Below are 18,442 nucleotides of genomic sequence, written 5' to 3' on the forward strand. Positions count from 1 at the left end.
GCTCCTTTAAAGTTTATTCTACTTTTAACTTAATTTCTTTACCCATCATACCGCCGCGAGCTTTTAATACTAAGCCTTGTGCGTCAGCAGGGACGTCAAAGATGATTTTACCCGTTTGAGTTAGTCCAGGGTTAAGTTGTTTTAAGAAGAAATCAGATTTACCACCATTGCCTACATCGTAAGCTGTTTGAGCTTGAGTAGAATATGTAAATTCACGGTCCTGATTATCTATTAATTTAAAGCTATTTGCATCAACAGTGATAGCGTCTTTTTGATTATTTGTAATTGAAATCTCAACTACTTTAAATACACCTTGTGCTTTTTCATTTAAGTATTCGCCACCCACTGAAGCTATCGATTCTACAGATCCTACAGCGATTTTAACTTTAGAGGACTCGCCTTCTTTAGAAAGTTCCTTCTTTGGCTCCTCTTTCTTTGGTTCTTCTTTCTTTTTAGGTTCTTCCTTTTTCACTTCTTCTTTTTTAGGCTCTTCTTTTACCTCTGTAGAAGCTTGTTGAGTTGTTTCTTTAGCTTTAGGTTTCTCTTCTTTATCTTTTGTTGGTATTAATATCATTGCTAACACCAGGCATACAATCGAACTAATAAAAAGTTTCGCCTTAGGTTTCTTTTTGAAAATAGCAATGATAAATAGTACAAAGAGAACAATTGAAGCTAGAAAAATCAGTACCGCTAATGTTTCCATATTTTATCCACCTTTTCTAATAATTTCAGGTCAAAATGTAAGATTTCCGAGATTATCATAACAGAAATGGTTACAACTATATTGTCATATTATGTCGAATGGAAATAAAAAAAGAGAGCCGAAGCCCTCACTGTCAAATATGGTAATATTTTGTAAAATTTTACCTCTTTATTTTGGAAATGATTTCTTTTATGATGAAATCAAATCATAGTATTTCCTTATTCTCATGTAGCATCTTCACATATAACGAAACTTGTTTTGCAAAACGTCCTTTCTGACGTCCATCAAGCTCCTCATAGGGGTCACCATATACAAAAAGAAAACGAGCGAATCCATTTTCGCTCGTTTTTTCATCCTATTATTCTGCACTTAATTGACTTTTTAATTGCTGTACAATCATCGGATTAGCTGGTGCTGCTGGCTTATAATAACTCTTTTGCTTTGCGTACTCATACATATTACGTTGACGCATCTCATCTTGATTACGAATTTGGATTAATGTTTGATGTAACTGTTCATTATCAGACTGAGCAATATAATTTGCATAACTTGTTAAACTTGCATTTAACCCTGCTAAATAATCATTTACCATATCTTTTTCATTCATCTGTCGCTTCCTCCTATCCTAGGAAAGTCATTAATTGCTGTTTCGTATTTCGTGCATCTTGCGCATCTTTTTGTAGCATTTGTTTCAGTTGTGGATCTGTACACGTCTGTGCATACTGCTCCAACTTGTTAATAATTGTTGCGTGTCCACCAATTAAATGACGTAAGTTTTCTACTTCAAGCTCTGTTAAATTTTGCATATAACATACCCGCCTTTCTTTGTTCATTCATCATTAGTATTTGGTTCTTTTTGGATTGTATTCATCAACTTTTCCCATATATAAACAAAATAAAAAATGAATAGCTAGACCATTCAATTTTATAAAGAAACAATCATACTTATACTCACAAGTAGGTTCCATACAATATGTAAAATGATGCTAGGTACAATAGATTGTGTTTTCTTATACAACATAGCAAATACAATCCCCATAATCATTGCCGTAACCGGAAAACCACCATGAAGAATCCCAAAGATAAAGGAAGAAATAATGATACCAACTAGAAAACTATATTTCTTTTCAAAAAATCGATACAAAATACCTCTATATGAAATTTCAAAAAATACTTCCTATCCACCATAATCCTCTCATCATATAAAACTTATTAGTTAAAGGAGCAATGAACATGAAAACACATGACTTCCTTACAGAAATCCAGAAGGGCTCTGAGTCTAGTCCATATCAAGATCCTATTGCATTTATTTTCGTTTGCCTTTCCTTAGCCATATACACATTTTTCAAAACTGCAAAATAATATCATTTAATGAGCAAAAGCCTACCGTTCTTTTGGAATCCTATGCACTAAAAAACCTTAGAATCACTTCTAAGGTTTCATGTTGTCTCGCTTCTTATTCAATCTCTCATTACATGTAATCCTTTAATAAACGTTTCCAATAATACATGTAAACTTGTATCTAAATCTAGCGGCAAACCAAATCCACCCTGCTGTTCAATCGACGCAAACCCATGACAAATACTTCTGAACCCACGTGTCGCATGAAGTGCATTCTCTCCTTCTAAACCGTACTGTTGTAAAACATGAAGACAAAGCTTTACAATCCCGTCACCTGCTTTTCTTACTTCTTCATCTCGTAAAAAAGTTGCTTCATACAGTCCAGGATGTTTACGTACGAAAGCTACATACGCTTCTCCTAAAGCATGAACTGCTTCATCCATACGTTTACCTTCAGCAGCTTCTTCCAGTCTGTTATGCAGCTCTTTTATTCCGTACATACCGAGATTTTTCCGTACATCTTGTAAACCTTTCACATGATTATATAGCGAAGGTGAACGTACCCCTAATGTTTGCGCTAATGAAGCTAACGTTACTTCTTGTATTCCATTTATATCTGCAATTTCTGCTGCTGTTTCTACAATTTTCTGTAATGTAAGTCCGATTCTCGGTGACATAAATTAATCCTCTTTTCTACTTTCTATATTCCGATTAGCTTCCTTAATAGCAAGCTCTATGATAGCGCCTGGATCATTTATCATTTTTCCATGCCCTGCCGCAAGCAAGGACGGCTCATATTCTCTTAACTTCTCTGCACTTTGTAATGCGACTTCTTTACTCCACGTTGCCATTGCAGGAAACGGAAACCAAAATTTCATTTGTCCCGAAACAGCCATACCTCCTCTTGTTTGAAATGCATCCCCAACAATAAGAGCTTTATTTCGTATATCAAGAAACGACATGGATCCTGGTGTATGTCCCGGTGTCATAATCGCAAGAAGCGATCCAACTCGGTCGCCATCTTCTAATAAAACATCAGGTGCCGTTTTCACCTTTTTAGGTACACCGCCTTTTATTGGCTTATTTGGTTCATCCTTTTGTAACGTCGTATCGCCTTCTAACAGCTTTGCGTCCCGCTTAGAAATATAGACTGGAACATTAGGAAGTACTTCCTTTAATGCGTCTAGTGCACCAATATGATCATCATGCGCATGTGTTAATACAATATTCGTAATGGGTTTTCCTATTTTCTCAGCCGCCTGTAAAATACCTTTTGCACTATATGGCAAAGCCGCATCAATTAAAGTTAAACCATCTTCTTCCTCGACAAAGTAACAATTCACAGGAAACACTCTTGGCAAAAATGACAATTGATATACCGTTTTTTCATGTATCACTCTCATATTTCCAGCTCCCTTTTCACGAAAACTAATACTATTAGTTTCATTATACTAATGGCATTAGTTTTTTGTCACTAAAAATTTCATTTTTACAAAAAAAAAGAAAAGTAGCCGTTTATACGACTACTTTTCTTTACAGCTATTAAACTGTGTAACGCTCATCTTCTAAAATTTTCGCAGCAATTTCACGTTTCTTCGGAATTACATTAAGTGGTGTGTGGCGAGTTAATTTACGTAATGATGATAACATCATGCGCAGCATGTCGCCGTTTTCAACTGCGATAAGTGTTTCTTTCGCATCTGCTTCGATTTCGTTGAATGCTTCTTGGCAGAATACTTCAGTGTATAACACTTTTTGTTTATTCTTTTCAAGACCAGTTGTTTTAATTGCTTTCTCTGTACGAAGAACAGCTGACTCCATTGCGTATAGGTTACTTACGATGTCAGCGATATTCACAAGAATTTCTTGCTCTTTATCTAATGCTTTACCGTATTTTTGAGCAGCTAATCCAGCTACCATTAAGCCGATTTTCTTCGCGTTAGTTACTAAATATTTTTGAAGTGCTAATGGCTCATCGCCTACTTCTTCTGGCATCATCATCATTAACTCTTCTTGTAATTTTTGTGCTTTTTGAAGAAGTGGCAATTCACCTTTCATCGCTTTACGTAAGAACGTACCTGGTACGATTAGGCGGTTAATTTCGTTCGTTCCTTCGAAAATACGGTTAATACGAGAATCGCGGTACATTCTTTCAATCTCGTACTCTGCCATAAATCCGTAACCACCATGAATTTGAACACCTTCATCTACTGTATAATCTAGTACTTCAGAACCGAATACTTTATTTAAAGAGCACTCGATTGCATATTCAGCGATAGAAGCTGCTACTGCTTTACCATCCTTTACTTCCTCTTCAGATAATGTGCTCATGCGGCTTTCGAATAAACCTACTGTACGGTATACAGAGCTTTCAGCTGCATATGTTTTCGCTGCCATATTCGCAAGTTTCTCTTGAATTAATGGGAAGCGAGCGATTGGTTGTTTGAACTGTTGACGTTGGTTTGCATATTGTGCTGAAATTTCTACTGCACGTTTCGCAGATCCAACTGTACCAACACCTAATTTATAACGACCGATATTTAAAATGTTGAACGCGATAATATGACCTTTACCGATTTCACCAAGTAAGTTTTCTTTCGGTACTAATGCATCTTCTAAAATTAGCGTACGAGTTGAAGAACATTTAATACCCATTTTCTTTTCTTCTGGGCTTGTAGATACGCCAGCATATTCTTTCTCTACGATAAATGCTGAGAAGTGCTCTCCATCAATTTTTGCGTATACGATAAATACGTCAGCGAATGCAGAGTTTGTAATCCATTGCTTTTCACCATTTAATACGTAATGTGTCCCTTCTGCATTTAAACGTGCCGTTGTTTTTGCACCTAATGCGTCAGATCCTGAACCTGGCTCTGTTAATGCGTATGCAGCTAATTTTTCACCAGTTGCAAGTAATGGTAAATACTTTTTCTTTTGCTCTTCGTTACCGAATAATACGATTGGTAATGATCCGATACCTACGTGAGCACCGTGAGTAATTGCAAAACCACCAGCGCGCGAGAATTTCTCTGCGATTAACGCTGAGCTTACTTTATCAAGACCAATTCCGCCGTACTCTTCTGGTACGTCAGCGCCTAATAAACCAAGTTCCCCAGCTTCTTTTAAAAGACGAACAGAACGATCAAACTCGTGTTGCTCTAAATATTCAAGCTCTGGAAGAACCTCATTTACGATAAAGTCCTCTGTCGTTTTTGCAATCATTTTATGCTCAGATGAAAAATCTTCTGGCGTAAACACTTGATCAATCGTAATCTCATCTACTAAAAAGCTACCGCCTTTAACCGCATTTCCTACTGTTTTTTCCATGAAAATTTCCTCCTTCATATTTTCATGAGCAGCTTCTCTCTTTTGGAAAGAAGCTGGCTCTCCCGTTTATTTTTTATAAACCTTTGTTGCTTCCATTCTTTGCTTTAGCGCCTCTTCGTCAGGGCTTCCAACGCCCTCCTGTTCTGAGCGAGCCACTTCCACTTTTTATAATCTAGTTCCAGCGGCTAGAATGTTCGGTGGCTTTGCTTCTTCCTGCGAGGCAAAGAGCGCCTCTACGTCTGAAGCTCCGTCCCCCTCACATTCTGAGCGAGCCACTTCCACTTTTTTTATAGTAATTCAAACACTCCCGCTGCTCCCATTCCGCCGCCGATACACATTGTTACGATACCGAATTGTTGGTTGCGGCGTTTCATTTCGTGAATAAGAGATAGTGTTAGTTTTGCTCCTGTACAGCCAAGTGGATGTCCAAGTGCAATTGCACCGCCGTTTACGTTTACTTTTTCTTCATCTAAACCAAGCTCACGAATAACTTGGATCGATTGAGAAGCGAATGCTTCATTTAGTTCGAATAAGCCAATATCAGATAGCTCTAAACCAGCTAATTTTAACGCCTTTGGAATTGCAGCGATTGGACCGATTCCCATTACTTCTGGTGGTACACCAGCTACTGCAAATGAACGGAATTTCGCAAGCGGCTTCATGCCATCACTCACTGCTTTTTCACGATCCATTAATAGTACAGATGCTGCACCGTCACTCATTTGTGAAGAGTTACCAGCTGTTACAGAACCGCGAACGTTAAATGCTGGACGTAATTTACCTAAAATGTCTAGCGACGTTTCTGCTCTTACACCTTCGTCTTGCGCGAAAATGATTGTTTCTTCTTGCAGTTTATTGTTTGATCCAACAGTACGTAACGTTACATCTACAGATACTGTTTCATCAGCAAAATTCCCTGCAGCTAATGCTTTCGCAGCACGTTGATGACTTCTTACTGCAAATGCATCTTGTTCTTCACGAGAAATTCCATATTTCACAGCAACTTGCTCTGCTGTATGTCCCATACCCATATAATATTCTGGAGCTGCTTCTACAAGGCGACTATTTGGACGAACAACGTGTCCCATCATCGGAACTAAACTCATTGATTCCGCTCCGCCTGATAATACAGCTTCCGAGTGACCAAGCATAATGCGCTCTGCTCCGTAAGCGATACTTTGTAACCCTGAAGAACAGTAACGGTTAATTGTAATAGCTGGAACATCGTAAGAAAGTCCTGCTAGTCCGCCGATATTACGAGCCATATTTAACCCTTGCTCTGCTTCTGGCATCGCACAACCGAAAATTAAATCGTCGATTGGTCCTTCATAATTCGCACGCTTTAACGTTTCCTTTACTACTAACGCCCCTAGATCGTCAGGACGAACTGTTTTTAATGAACCCCTCTTTGCTTTTCCAATTGGTGTTCTTGCTCCCGCAACAATGACAGCTTCTCTCATGAACGATATCTCCCCTCGTTATTAGTTACGTAATGGCTTTCCTTTTACAAGCATGTGCTGCATTCTTGCTTGTGATTTCATCTCACTTACTAAGCTAATAAATGCTTCACGTTCTACATCTAATAAATACTGCTCATCAACCTCTGTTCCGTACGGCACTTTTCCGCCCGCAATGACATATGCAAGTTTCTTCGCAATGTGAAGATCATGTTCAGAAATGTAACCTGATAAATGCATTGCTTCTGCACCAAGTACAAGAGTTGCATATCCTGTTTCACCAACAACTGGTATCTTTTTACGGATTGGTGCTTTATAGCCAGCTTCATATAAAGCAAGTGCTTTCTGTTTCGCATCATATAGTAAGTGATCACCATTCACACTAATACCGTCTTTATCGCCTAAGAAGTTGTTCGATACAGCTTCTTGCGCTGATGTAGAAACTTTCGCCATCGCTACAGATTCGAATACTTTATTCGCAACTTTTTGCAGATCAAACTCTACACCGTTTGGCATTTTATTTAAGTGTTTAATGTATAGCTCTTTATTACCGCCTCCGCCAGGGATTAAACCAACACCAACTTCTACTAAGCCCATATACGTTTCACTAGAAGCTTGAATGCTAGCAGCTGGTAAGCAAACTTCTGTACCTCCGCCAAGCGTCATGCCGTATGGCGCTGCTACAACTGGTTTAGAAGAGTATTTAATTTTCGTCATTGCATCTTGGAAGTTTTTCACAACCCACTCAATTTCAAAGTAGTTGTCATCTTGTGCTTCCATTAAGATCATTGCTAAGTTCGCACCAACGCAGAAGTTCTTCGATTGGTTACCGATAACAAGACCTTTATAATTCTTTTCTACTTCATCAACAGCGTAGTTAATCATTTGCGTAATATCCATACCGATTGCATTGCTCTTCGAATGGAATTCTAAGCAAAGGATACCGTCGCCTAAATCGATTAAGCTCGCTCCGCTATTTTTCTTTAATACGCCATTTTTCGCTTTTAATTGTTTAAGAGAAATTGCCTTTTTATTACGTTCGATTAGCTTGTATTCGCCATTATCGTAATAGTAGCTATCTCCGTTATCATGTTTGTAGAAAGTAGTGAAACCTTTCTCTACCATTTCTTTCACCCAAGTCGGAACAACTACGCCGTTTTCTTCCATCTTTTGAACGGACTTTTCAACGCCGATTGCATCCCAAACTTCAAATGGTCCTTGCTCCCAGCCGAAGCCCCACTTCATCGCTTGGTCAATTGCAACGATATCGTCAGCAATTTCTTTATGAAGTTTTGCAGAGTATAAAAGAGTCGGTGTAATGATGTTCCATAACAACTCTCCTGCGCGGTCTTTCGCATATACAAGCGCTTTCAATTTATTCGATAAACCTTTTTCTTGTTTACTTAACTCGATAGATGCAGCTTTTAATTTTTTGCGAGCTTCGTATTCCATCGTTTCAGGATTTAGTTCTAAAATTTCTTTTCCTTGTTTTAAGAAGAAGCCTTGACCTGTTTTGCTTCCAAGCCATTTTTTATCAAGCATATCATGCATGAAAGCTGGTACTTTAAATACATCACGCTCTTCTTCTTGTACGTTTTCATATACGTTATTTGCAACGTGTACGAATGTATCTAAACCAACAACATCTAATGTACGGAACGTTGCGCTCTTCGGACGACCAATAAGTGGGCCTGTTACAGAATCAACTTCCCCAATGCTATAGCCGCGTTTTATCATCTCTTGAAGAGTTACTAATAAACCGTACGTACCGATGCGGTTTCCAATAAAGTTTGGTGTGTCTTTTGCGATAACAACGCCTTTTCCAAGAACGTCTTCGCCAAATAGTTTCATGAAGCTTAATACTTGTGGATCTGTTTCTTTCGTCGGTATTACCTCTAGAAGTTTTAAATATCGTGGTGGGTTAAAAAAGTGTGTGCCTAAGAAGTGCTTCTGGAAGTCGTCTGAACGACCTTCTGCCATTTTTTCTACTGAAATGCCTGACGTATTCGAGCTTACGATAGAATCCGTTTTACGAACAGCATCTACTTTTTCAAATAGTTTCTTTTTAATATCTAAGTTTTCAACTACTACTTCGATAATCCAATCTACATCAGCTAGACGCTCAAGATCATCTTCTAAGTTACCTGCTTCAATCAGTGCTAAATTTCCTTTCACTGTCAGAGGAGCTGGTTTTTGCTTTAATAGTTTTTGCACAGCCGTATTACTAAAACGATTTCTCACACTTTTATGTTCTAATGTAAGTCCCTTCGCTTCCTCTTCTTTTGTTAGCGCAGGTGGTACAATATCAAGCAATAATGTCGGAATACCAATATTAGCTAAGTGTGCCGCAATCCCTGAACCCATTACGCCTGAACCTAGAACAGCAGCCTTTTTAATTTGGAACATCCAATTCTCCCCCTATTCTTGAATGAATGCTCATTCAATTTTTCGACATAAGTCGCAATCAATGAGTGAGCCTCTACTAATAAATATATGATACAGTTTGAATTTTCGCAATATATTTATTGATAAAATTTTCTGAAATAAATATTTTTCTTTTATTTGCCCATGCTATATATATGTATTTTCTTCACTCAAATACACTTTTCCTTTTTATAATCTGACGAAACGGGAGGAATATATATGGCAAAACTTAAGAAGAACCCTTCAAAAGCTGGAATTAGCGCAGCAAGCGTAACTGGAAATGCAGGTCCTCATAATCACGGTGTAGAAAAAGGCCGTCAAGGTAATAACCAACAATATAAGAAGCATAATATGGGCGAAAAATAACGGTATATTTTTGGGCAGAAAACGTGGCATAATGGGTAATGGCTGCTTTTTCTGCCCAATTTATTTGTACATATGGAAAACAAAAGAGGGAACGATGATGAAACGAACAATAGTTATGATTGTAATGATTGCCACACTATTTACAGGGATGATTTTCTTCTCTTATGCACAAAGACAACAAGCTGTAAGAGCCGATCAACCTAACATCACTGGGCAATACGCCATTACAATTGATGCAGACACAGGTGAAATTTTGTATGGAAAGCGGGAAGACGAACGCTCTTATCCGGCTAGTATAGGGAAAATGATGACTTCCTTACTCTTACTAGAGAATGTAAAAGAAGATGAAGAAATTACGGTTACAGAGAACGCAATTAAAACGGAAAGTCAAAGTAAGAAGATTAAACTTCGTGCTGGGGAAAAGTTAAAGCGGGATGAGGCATTAAAGCTTATGCTTATCATTAGTGCAGACCCGATAGCTGAATCCATCGCAGAACATATCGCAGGATCAAAAAATGAATTTGTAAAAATGATGAATGCTAGAGCGAAGGAACTTGGTACAAAGCATGCGACTTTCAAAAACGCAAGTGGCGCTGATGCACTCGGAAATAAAGTATCACCATATGACATTGCTATAATTACGAAAGAAGCACTAAAGTACCCAGTTGTTTTAGAATATATGAATTCAACACGTACAACTCTACATACTTCAGAACGCTCTCCAAACATCGCAAACTATGGACGAGAAGAACTATATGACGATCCATATGCAATTGGAAGTAAAAGCGGTCTATCAGCACTCGGAAAATATACGGTCGTAACAGTGGATGAAAAAGACGGTAAACGCGTCATTAATGTTGTATTATCTTCTACTCGCACGCAGCTATATCCTGATACGAAGAAAATGGCACATTACGCATTTCAGCAATTAAAATAACCAAGGAGTATTTTCTCCTTGGTTATTTTTTAACCATACCTTTTAACACGAACGCAACGTTTGCTGGGCGCTCTGCTAGACGACGCATGAAGTAGCCATACCAGTCGTTTCCATAAGGTACATAAACACGCATTTTGTAACCTTCTTTTACTAGCTCAAGTTGACGCTCATTACGAATACCATATAACATCTGGAATTCAAATTGGTCTCTTGGAATATTGTGTTCTTCGGCAAGTTTTTTCGTATATTCAATAATCGCTTCGTCATGTGAAGCAATTGCAGTATAATTTCCATTTAATAAGTGCATTTTAATAATTTTTTTATAGTTATCATCTACATCTTTCTTATCCGGGAACGCTACCTCTTCAGGCTCCTTATAAGCTCCTTTTACAAGACGTAAATTAGGACTATAAGCATTTAATTCTTCCATATCTTTTTCTGTACGATATAAGTAAGCTTGAATAACTGTACCAATATTATCGTATTCAGATTTTAACTGTTTAAAGATCTCAATTGTTTTCCCGCAGCGCGTATAGTCTTCCATATCAATGGTAATAAACACACCATTTTCTTTTCCAGCTTCTAAAATACGGCGCATATTGTTCATTACGATTTCATCAGAGATATCTAATCCCATAGAAGTCATCTTTAAAGAAAGCTGCGAATTAAGACCTTCTCTTCCAATTGCACGAATCGCTTCAATCGATTCGCTAGCCATTTCATTTGCTTCTGCTTCGTTATCAACGAATTCACCTAAATAATCGATCGTTACACAAAGACCTTGCTTATTTAATGCTTTAATTGCAGCTGTCGCTAATTCAATCGTCTCCCCTGCGACGAAGCGACCTGCACCAAAGCGCAAACCATACTTTTTAGCCAGTTTTGTTAGCGCTTTATTTTTAGATAAGAAAAGAAACGAATTTCGCATTAATTGTTCCATGTAATTCACCCCTATGACTTAATTTATCTGTTTTTTACCCCTCTTCGAAATTATATCACTGTTTAAAATTATTGGATACAAATAATTATTTAGATAATTTATAAAATACTATAAAAACATTTAAAATCCTATATTCTCGCTTCTTAATATGAAGGGAATATTTTTCGACATTTAGAAAAAACGGGTTTACTAAGCAAAAAATAGGCATGTCGAAAATATTCGACATGCCTATAGAACCCTTTATATTCCACGTAAATTATATAAGGATATTAATAAAGAAAACTTGAGGTAACATTTACCTCAAGTTTTCTCACTGCTCATTTCTCTTCTCTTCATTCATTTTTTTAATATCCGTAATTAGCTTCACCATCTCTTCTTTCGCATCTGGATATGTCTCATTCCAATGCTTCACTAAAGCTGGCATTGTCTTCGCAATATAAGAATAAAGTGCCCACTTCTGCACCTGTTCTTTTCTCTCTTCATTGCTCTCTCCCAGTAATAGTTCCGTGTATTTCTCTAACAACCCGTCAAATTGTTCATTAAATTTTTCACTCATCTTATTTACCTCCTATATGAAAAAAGCAGCGAAAATCGCTGCTTTTCCTTATAATTTTGATCGAACAGAGTTTAATTTTTTCTCCATTGTGCTTACTTTATCACGACGATCATCGATACGAATTGTTGTTGCAACGCGCTGTGCACCTTTCGTATATGGAACTTCATGCATTTGTTGAATTACTTCTAGAATGACAGGAAGATCTCCTTCAATTACTGTATTCATTGGTGTTAATTGATACTTCACGCGATCTGCATTTTTATCTAGCACCTTTTGTACTTCTGCTACATATTCACTAACACTTGGATTACCCGTTCCTACTGGAATAATCGATACGTCAACAATTGCCATAGTAGTCTGCCTCCTATAATTGCTTCTTATATATCCATTGTCTATTTTACCGAAATACTCATCATTTTACTAATTTGTTATTCCTCTATTTTAAACTGCTCAACCAATCTTTCTAAGTCTCTCATATGCTCCGTCAAGCTTTCCATCGTATGAGCTACCTTCTCTAGATGATTCACTTGTGATTCAGTTGCAGCATTTACTTCTTCCGAAACAGCTGCGCTTTCTTGACTTGTACTAGCAATTGTGTGCATTACCTCTGTAATTTCCCCTTGCTCGTGACCGATATTATGTACCTCTGCTACAATTTGTTCCACTGAAGTACTAATCGTATTTACAACTGACATAATTGTGCGGAATTCCGTTTCTGCCTCTGTCGTAACTTTATTTTGTATATCCGCGATATCTTTTAATTTACTTACAACTTCTACAACTCGTCTTACCTCTACTTGTACATCACCAATCATCGTTGCGATTTCTCCTGTCGCCTCTTTCGATTGTTCCGCTAACTTTCGAACTTCTTCAGCAACAACAGCAAAGCCTTTACCTTGTTCCCCTGCACGTGCCGCCTCAATCGAAGCATTTAAAGCAAGTAAATTCGTTTGATCCGAAATACCTTTTATAAGCTCTACAACATTTTGAATCGATCCAACTCTTTGCTCTAACTTTCCGGATGCTTCCTCTGTATGAACAACAATCGAAGATGATTGGCCCCTTGTACGAACTAAATTACGCATCGTATTTAACCCTTGCTTAGATGCCTCTTCAGCTTTGCCAGCCACACCTTTTATTTCACCAACCGAATGATTCATTTGTTCCACTGACTGCGCCATATTCTCGAGTTGCTCTGAAACTTCATCTACACTATTAGCAAGAGTGGACGCTCCTCCGCTCACATCATCCATTGCACCTGATACCTCTCTACTAGCTGCTACAGTTTCATTCGTTAAATAATGTAGATTATTCGTTGATTGTTGCACTGTTGATACACTATTTTTAATTTTGCTTACCATTTCATTCATTTGCTCAACCATATGATTAAAGTGGTTCGTCAGTTCTCCAACTTCATCCTTACTTGTCACTTTCATTTGCAGCGTTAAATCACCTTCTGCTACTTTTTGAACGTGATTCGTTAATAGTTGCAGCGGTCTTGCTAATCTTCTTGAGAACAAGTATGAAGCTGCGATTCCAACTAATAAGCTAATACAAGCCATTATAATGACTGTATTTCTCGTACTATTTAATAGCCCATCAATCGTTTCTTTCGGATAAACAATCCCCATTTTCCATTTCATCTTATCAAACAGTTGACTATAGGCTACTACATCTTTCCCGCCTAACGTCGTCACCGCAAATTTTGTTTCATCTTTATTTAAACTTTTTACAAGTGATTCTTTTGAAACATCTTTTCCTACTTCCCCTGGATATACAATGGCAATATTTTTATCATTTACGATAAACATTTCTCCGCCATTATTATATTGAATATTATGAAGTAGCTTTTGAATTGTTCCTAATGATACATCCATTGCTACTACCCCTAATACAGAACCATCTTGCCCGACAATAGCTTTTGAAACTCCAATACTTAACTTGCCTGTCGCGATTTCATATTGTGGTTGTCCCCAAATAATCGATTTCGTATCGGCTTCTGATGCTTTATACCATTGACGACTTGTTGGATCATATCCTTCCGGTACTGTTCCTCCGTCAGCGAGATTTGCGCTCAACGTTTTTTTATCTTTCGTTCCAATGTATACATCCAAAATATCAGGATGATTATTTTTAAATCTTAAAAACTCTTTTAAAATAAAACTTTCCTCTTCTGGAGTCACTCCATCTTGTAACATGTTTTGAATATCATCATGGCTTCCATAATGACCCATATCTTCTTCAATTCGCTGCATAAATGCATTTAACTGCTCTGTCACAAGATCCATCGTATTTTGAGAATACTGGTCTAAGGAGCGCACTTCCTTCTCTTTCTGTAATTGATACATTGCTGTACCTAATATTACGAACATCATAGAAATAAGCACCGAAAATACTACCGCAATTTTTAAACGTAAACTTCTCAACATCGTCCCCCAAGCATCCCCTTCTCGTTGTATTATAATCATATTAATCACTATATTAAGTATAATGGATAAAATTAAAAAATTGAAATTAATTCTCATCTCAATTTGAGTATACAACCTACTACCACTTGTGCAAAAACAAATAGTTCATTATCCTTAAACTATATAATCTCATTCGTTCGGAGGGAACTATGTTACAAAAATTCGGTTTCTCACAATATGAAAGCCAAGCTTATGAAGTTGTCGTATCGAGCAACGAACCATTAGATGCTACAACGATTGTGAAGCACTCTGGTGTTCCAAAAGCAAAAATATATGAAGTGCTAGCACGCCTGATCGATAAAGGGATGGTAATGGATTCTGTTTCAGAAAAGAAAAAGCTGTATACAGCATTACCACTCAAGCTAGCAATTGAAAAATTAACGACAGAATTCCAATCAAATATTGAAGAATTGGAAACAAATATATCGAAAAAATCATTTACAGATGACCGTGTGTGGAGCTTAAAAATGCAATCTTCTATTCGAGTTCAAAGTAAAGAACTCATCGAAAGTGCAAAAGAATCGATTCGTATTTCAGCTTGGAATGATACTCTTTTAGAATACCTTCCTTTACTAGAAGAAAAAGAAAAACAAGGCGTCAAACTCGAGTCCCTTATAGTTGGAAAGGTAGAAACAGACTTAGAAAACATGCATTTTCTAATCCCAACAGAAGAACCTAACGCATTAGAGCGCTACTTGCTACTCATCATTGACGACCGCGAAATTTTATTTGCTGGTGTAGAGCAAGAGTCATGGCAAGCGATGAAAACAATGTCACAACCTTTCGTAAAGTTCTTTACAGAATTTTTCTATCACGACGTTGCACTTGCAAAAATTACAGAGAAGCATCTGGATCTCTTCATGCAAGATGAGGAAATTAAGAGTTTGTTGCGGAAGTTGAGGTATTAATTGAATACAAAAAAGGAGTCTAGTTCTTCACCTAGACTCCTTTTTATTTTCCTCTTTTATCTCCGTCAACAGCTCAATAATTTTCTCATTTTGCTCCACTTGTTTCTCTGAATTTTGATAGATGAAACGAATCCATCTAAGTGCAAGAATAATAAGGAACAGCGGAAGCATTGAAATTAGAAAGCCAAGAATCGAAAAATTCGTATACATATACATCACCTCGCTACATACAACTTTCTCCACATATCTACTAAAACATGCAAAATTTTACAAATAAAAAAAGAACCTATCAAACGATAGATTCTTCCTTCGCAAACTGAGCAGAACGTCCTCTCGTAATTGAGAAGATGGCACAAAACAGTGCTAATATTATAAAGCCACCGCCTACCCAAGCGTTATATATAACAGATGATTTCTCAATAACAACTCCGCCTACTGTTGAACCGAGCGCAATTCCTAAGTGAAGCGCAGAGTTATTTAAACTTTGCTGAATACCAGCCGATTCTGGTGCAATTTCAATTAAATAATTTTGTTGTGCTGGTGAAATAGCCCAGCTCAGCATACTCCAAAGTCCCATCATAATAATGAACAGCGGGAATGAGAATGTCATCATTGGCAATATGAAGATCGCACACGCAAATACGATAATAATTGAAATAATACTTTTCTTCGATCCCCATTTATCAGCAAGCAAGCCCCCAAGGCCGCCTCCAAGTACCGCTGCAATTCCGAAAATGAAGTAAAATACACTAATCCAATCCGCTTCAACATGCATCACATCTTTTAAAAATGGTGTTAAATATGCATATAGTGTTAAATGCCCCGTTAAAAATAAAAATGATGTTAACTGTGCGCTTACGATTTTCTTATCTTTTAACGTAGCAATTTGTTCTCTTATTGATAGTACTGATGTCGGTGGTACTTTCGTTAAGAATAATGAAATACAAGCGATTGCTATAACTGTTAATACCGAAATTAATACAAATGGTGCACGCCATCCATATGCATTTCCAAGTACAAGACCAAGTGGTACCCCAAGTACAAGTGATCCACTAATCCCCATGAAAATGATTCCAATTGCACGCGCACGAAAATGCGGTTCTACAACGCTAGAAGCAAGTGTTACTGATAGTGCAATAATAAGCGAACCACTCGCTGCACAAACAACCCTTGAAAACATTAACATCCCGTAATTTACACTAAATGCTGAAATAATATTTCCGATTAAGAAAATTGATAATGCCCCAATGTATAATCTTTTTCTTTCAAACTTTCCAGTTATCGCTAATAAAACCGGACCTGATAAAGCAAATACTACTGAAAATATTGTTATAAGCTGACCAGCTGCACTAATAGATACTCCTAAATCATTGGCAACTAGATCGAGCGTTCCTCCTATAATTAGCTCAACCGTTCCGACTACGAAAGCCGCGATAGCTAAAATATACACACGAAAATTCAAATCTTTCCCCACGCTTTCTATTTTGGTTACTACGACTATAGTAACCAAAATAGAAATTGAACACAAGTACAATTTTTTTACAATAAAAAACAGGCGTATCATACGCCTGCCTTCTAATTATTAAACACTAGTTTTGTTCTTCTTATTTAAATACCAATATACCGGTAGTCCAGTAAAGACAATTCCAATTGATAAGAAACAACTTACTGGATCATTAATAATCGCACTTCCAAGTACAAACAATGATCCTAAAATCGCGACGATTGGTACGATTGGGAATAACGGTACACTGTATGCACGCTCTTTATTCTTGTTACGTTTTCTTAAAATGAAGACACCAATAAACGTCATTACATAGAAAATATAAATAATGAATACGGAAATCTCAGATAGCTTATTCGGATCACTAATAATCATTAAAATAATTCCTAAAATGATTTCAACAGTAATCGCATTTGCTGGTGTTTTAAATCTTGGACTTTCCTTTGCGATAAACTTAGCAAACGGAAGGTGTCCACGCTCTGCCATCGACATCGGAATACGTGGAAACGTTAAAATCTTTCCATTTAAACAACCGAAAATAGAAACGATAATACCAATACTAATAATTTTTCCGCCATATTCTCCAAGTAACATGCCAGCAGCTGTCGCTGTTGCATTTTCTCCAAGGTCTACGATTTTCGCTGCTGGTAACACATTTAATAATGCCAAGTTAATTAGTACGTAAGCAGCCGTTACAATTAAAATCCCAACTGTCATTGCTTTCGGTAATAACTTTGTTGGATTCTTCATTTCTCCGCCAATTGAAGCGAGTAGAATCCAGCCGTCATAAGCAAATAACGTTGCTAAAATTGCCATACCGATACTTTGATTTTCTGATATTGGCACAACTACATTAAAGATATCGCTATTCCCTTTCCAAAAACCTAGCACAACAATTAATACGATCGGAATCATCTTCCCAATTGTCGTAACCGTTTGGACGATACCTCCATATTTTGTTCCCATACTATTTACAACGCCAAGGAACACAACTGTTCCAATAGCAATTGGTAAATTCCATACTTTATCTAAATAGAAAAAATTAATCATTAAAGAACTAAAGTACAATCCTAATGTTCCAATAATAGCTGGTCCATAAACAATTGTTTGCATCCAGCCTGATAAATATCCCCAAAAACTTCCGTAAATCTCCTCTAAATACGTATACAACCCACCATTTTTCGGGATTTGCGCTCCAATTTCAGCTACTGTTAAACCACTTGCTAGCGTCAATAGTCCACCAATTACCCAAGCCAGAATAGCCATATTAGAACTCCCTGAGTAATCTAATACGCTCCCTGGTTTCATAAACACACCAGATCCAATAATCGTTCCTACTACGATAGAAAGTGCTACTGTTAAACCAATTTTGTTCTTCTCATCATGATGCATGCTGCGTATCCTCCTTCCAATTCTAGTGTGATGCAAAAATGAAATAAAAAAACACTCCTCCCTAAAAAAGGGACGAGTGTTGTATTCGTGGTTCCACCCTTGTTTCAATTCGCAAAGTA

The 18,442-nt window shown here is 37.3% G+C and carries 18 protein-coding genes, 2 pseudogenes and 1 other annotated feature (1 of these 21 cut by a window edge); of the genes and pseudogenes, 3 read left to right on the forward strand and 17 right to left on the reverse strand.

The annotated features are described in order from the left end of the window. Window positions 1-13: 13 nt before the first annotated feature. The 10 genes and pseudogenes from J0835_RS24675 to J0835_RS24720 form a co-directional block, all read right to left on the reverse strand. Complete coding sequence (locus J0835_RS24675; protein ID WP_087982889.1) at window positions 14-703, reverse strand: DUF4352 domain-containing protein; 690 nt, start codon at window positions 701-703, stop codon at window positions 14-16. A 205-nt stretch (window positions 704-908) separates the two neighbouring features. Next, a pseudogene (locus J0835_RS24680) lies at window positions 909-1,001 on the reverse strand (XRE family transcriptional regulator); the annotation flags it as partial. A 60-nt stretch (window positions 1,002-1,061) separates the two neighbouring features. Further along, the gene (locus tag J0835_RS24685) at window positions 1,062-1,310 is read right to left on the reverse strand and encodes a spore coat protein (RefSeq protein WP_001002987.1); all 249 of its coding nucleotides are present in this window, start codon (window positions 1,308-1,310) and stop codon (window positions 1,062-1,064) included. 13 nt (window positions 1,311-1,323) lie between these two features. Beyond that, entirely contained in the window at window positions 1,324-1,509 is a 186-nt protein-coding gene (locus J0835_RS24690; RefSeq protein ID WP_001180555.1) for a hypothetical protein, read from the reverse strand. A gap of 119 nt (window positions 1,510-1,628) precedes the next feature. After that, window positions 1,629-1,868 (reverse strand): annotated as a pseudogene (locus J0835_RS24695) (lysostaphin resistance A-like protein); the annotation flags it as partial. Window positions 1,869-2,163: 295 nt separating this feature from the next. Then, window positions 2,164-2,721, reverse strand: coding sequence for a TetR/AcrR family transcriptional regulator (locus tag J0835_RS24700; protein WP_087982891.1), 558 nt, complete (start codon window positions 2,719-2,721; stop codon window positions 2,164-2,166). A gap of 3 nt (window positions 2,722-2,724) precedes the next feature. Beyond that, window positions 2,725-3,447: an MBL fold metallo-hydrolase gene (locus tag J0835_RS24705; protein WP_087982893.1), complete on the reverse strand. Its 723-nt coding sequence runs from the start codon at window positions 3,445-3,447 to the stop codon at window positions 2,725-2,727. A 139-nt stretch (window positions 3,448-3,586) separates the two neighbouring features. After that, a complete protein-coding gene (locus tag J0835_RS24710) occupies window positions 3,587-5,371 on the reverse strand; it encodes an acyl-CoA dehydrogenase family protein (protein WP_000416287.1) in 1,785 nt (594 codons plus the stop codon). A gap of 287 nt (window positions 5,372-5,658) precedes the next feature. Beyond that, the gene (locus tag J0835_RS24715) at window positions 5,659-6,831 is read right to left on the reverse strand and encodes an acetyl-CoA C-acetyltransferase (protein WP_001206340.1); all 1,173 of its coding nucleotides are present in this window, start codon (window positions 6,829-6,831) and stop codon (window positions 5,659-5,661) included. A gap of 21 nt (window positions 6,832-6,852) precedes the next feature. After that, window positions 6,853-9,234 carry a 3-hydroxyacyl-CoA dehydrogenase/enoyl-CoA hydratase family protein gene (locus J0835_RS24720; RefSeq protein ID WP_087982897.1) on the reverse strand — a complete coding sequence of 794 codons (2,382 nt, stop codon included), beginning with the start codon at window positions 9,232-9,234 and terminating at the stop codon, window positions 6,853-6,855. 237 nt (window positions 9,235-9,471) lie between these two features. On the opposite strand from J0835_RS24720, the gene J0835_RS24725 reads away from it, so the two are divergent. Both J0835_RS24725 and J0835_RS24730 read left to right on the forward strand, forming a co-directional pair. Further along, complete coding sequence (locus tag J0835_RS24725) at window positions 9,472-9,618, forward strand: YuzL family protein (protein WP_001096344.1); 147 nt, start codon at window positions 9,472-9,474, stop codon at window positions 9,616-9,618. Between the two features lie 97 nt (window positions 9,619-9,715). Beyond that, entirely contained in the window at window positions 9,716-10,555 is an 840-nt protein-coding gene (locus J0835_RS24730; protein ID WP_087982899.1) for a D-alanyl-D-alanine carboxypeptidase family protein, read from the forward strand. Window positions 10,556-10,577: 22 nt separating this feature from the next. Here the strand turns inward: J0835_RS24730 and J0835_RS24735 are convergent, their stop codons facing one another. From J0835_RS24735 to J0835_RS24750, 4 genes are all read right to left on the reverse strand, one after another. After that, window positions 10,578-11,495: a proline dehydrogenase family protein gene (locus J0835_RS24735; RefSeq protein WP_000436767.1), complete on the reverse strand. Its 918-nt coding sequence runs from the start codon at window positions 11,493-11,495 to the stop codon at window positions 10,578-10,580. Window positions 11,496-11,805: 310 nt separating this feature from the next. Continuing rightward, window positions 11,806-12,051 (reverse strand): YusU family protein, encoded by a 246-nt coding sequence (locus tag J0835_RS24740; RefSeq protein WP_063222157.1) that lies wholly within the window; start codon window positions 12,049-12,051, stop codon window positions 11,806-11,808. Window positions 12,052-12,099: 48 nt separating this feature from the next. Next, a complete protein-coding gene (locus J0835_RS24745; RefSeq protein WP_087982901.1) occupies window positions 12,100-12,402 on the reverse strand; it encodes an MTH1187 family thiamine-binding protein in 303 nt (100 codons plus the stop codon). A 77-nt stretch (window positions 12,403-12,479) separates the two neighbouring features. Then, complete coding sequence (locus tag J0835_RS24750; RefSeq protein ID WP_087982914.1) at window positions 12,480-14,480, reverse strand: methyl-accepting chemotaxis protein; 2,001 nt, start codon at window positions 14,478-14,480, stop codon at window positions 12,480-12,482. A 188-nt stretch (window positions 14,481-14,668) separates the two neighbouring features. On the opposite strand from J0835_RS24750, the gene J0835_RS24755 reads away from it, so the two are divergent. Then, a complete protein-coding gene (locus J0835_RS24755; protein ID WP_087982902.1) occupies window positions 14,669-15,427 on the forward strand; it encodes a TrmB family transcriptional regulator in 759 nt (252 codons plus the stop codon). 27 nt (window positions 15,428-15,454) lie between these two features. Here the strand turns inward: J0835_RS24755 and J0835_RS24760 are convergent, their stop codons facing one another. The 3 genes from J0835_RS24760 to J0835_RS24770 form a co-directional block, all read right to left on the reverse strand. Next, window positions 15,455-15,637 carry a hypothetical protein gene (locus J0835_RS24760; protein WP_087982904.1) on the reverse strand — a complete coding sequence of 61 codons (183 nt, stop codon included), beginning with the start codon at window positions 15,635-15,637 and terminating at the stop codon, window positions 15,455-15,457. Window positions 15,638-15,716: 79 nt separating this feature from the next. After that, on the reverse strand, window positions 15,717-16,901 hold the full coding sequence (locus tag J0835_RS24765; protein WP_140386933.1) for an MFS transporter: 1,185 nt from the start codon (window positions 16,899-16,901) through the stop codon (window positions 15,717-15,719). A gap of 108 nt (window positions 16,902-17,009) precedes the next feature. Continuing rightward, entirely contained in the window at window positions 17,010-18,323 is a 1,314-nt protein-coding gene (locus J0835_RS24770; protein WP_087982908.1) for an APC family permease, read from the reverse strand. Between the two features lie 65 nt (window positions 18,324-18,388). After that, window positions 18,389-18,442 (reverse strand) — a binding site (T-box leader); it runs 183 nt beyond the window's last position.

This window comes from Bacillus cereus group sp. Sample62 (assembly GCF_036851315.1).
GTDB classification, from domain to species: domain Bacteria; phylum Bacillota; class Bacilli; order Bacillales; family Bacillaceae_G; genus Bacillus_A; species Bacillus_A wiedmannii.

Bases quoted from the DNA above. Each gene is read 5' to 3' on its own strand.
- J0835_RS24675 (WP_087982889.1), bottom strand. From the start codon at position 703: ATGGAAACATTAGCGGTACTGATTTTTCTAGCTTCAATTGTTCTCTTT.
- J0835_RS24685 (WP_001002987.1), bottom strand. From the start codon at position 1,310: ATGAATGAAAAAGATATGGTAAATGATTATTTAGCAGGGTTAAATGCA.
- J0835_RS24690 (WP_001180555.1), bottom strand. From the start codon at position 1,509: ATGCAAAATTTAACAGAGCTTGAAGTAGAAAACTTACGTCATTTAATT.
- J0835_RS24700 (WP_087982891.1), bottom strand. From the start codon at position 2,721: ATGTCACCGAGAATCGGACTTACATTACAGAAAATTGTAGAAACAGCA.
- J0835_RS24705 (WP_087982893.1), bottom strand. From the start codon at position 3,447: ATGAGAGTGATACATGAAAAAACGGTATATCAATTGTCATTTTTGCCA.
- J0835_RS24710 (WP_000416287.1), bottom strand. From the start codon at position 5,371: ATGGAAAAAACAGTAGGAAATGCGGTTAAAGGCGGTAGCTTTTTAGTA.
- J0835_RS24715 (WP_001206340.1), bottom strand. From the start codon at position 6,831: ATGAGAGAAGCTGTCATTGTTGCGGGAGCAAGAACACCAATTGGAAAA.
- J0835_RS24720 (WP_087982897.1), bottom strand. From the start codon at position 9,234: ATGTTCCAAATTAAAAAGGCTGCTGTTCTAGGTTCAGGCGTAATGGGT.
- J0835_RS24725 (WP_001096344.1), top strand. From the start codon at position 9,472: ATGGCAAAACTTAAGAAGAACCCTTCAAAAGCTGGAATTAGCGCAGCA.
- J0835_RS24730 (WP_087982899.1), top strand. From the start codon at position 9,716: ATGAAACGAACAATAGTTATGATTGTAATGATTGCCACACTATTTACA.
- J0835_RS24735 (WP_000436767.1), bottom strand. From the start codon at position 11,495: ATGGAACAATTAATGCGAAATTCGTTTCTTTTCTTATCTAAAAATAAA.
- J0835_RS24740 (WP_063222157.1), bottom strand. From the start codon at position 12,051: ATGAGTGAAAAATTTAATGAACAATTTGACGGGTTGTTAGAGAAATAC.
- J0835_RS24745 (WP_087982901.1), bottom strand. From the start codon at position 12,402: ATGGCAATTGTTGACGTATCGATTATTCCAGTAGGAACGGGTAATCCA.
- J0835_RS24750 (WP_087982914.1), bottom strand. From the start codon at position 14,480: ATGTTGAGAAGTTTACGTTTAAAAATTGCGGTAGTATTTTCGGTGCTT.
- J0835_RS24755 (WP_087982902.1), top strand. From the start codon at position 14,669: ATGTTACAAAAATTCGGTTTCTCACAATATGAAAGCCAAGCTTATGAA.
- J0835_RS24760 (WP_087982904.1), bottom strand. From the start codon at position 15,637: ATGTATACGAATTTTTCGATTCTTGGCTTTCTAATTTCAATGCTTCCG.
- J0835_RS24770 (WP_087982908.1), bottom strand. From the start codon at position 18,323: ATGCATCATGATGAGAAGAACAAAATTGGTTTAACAGTAGCACTTTCT.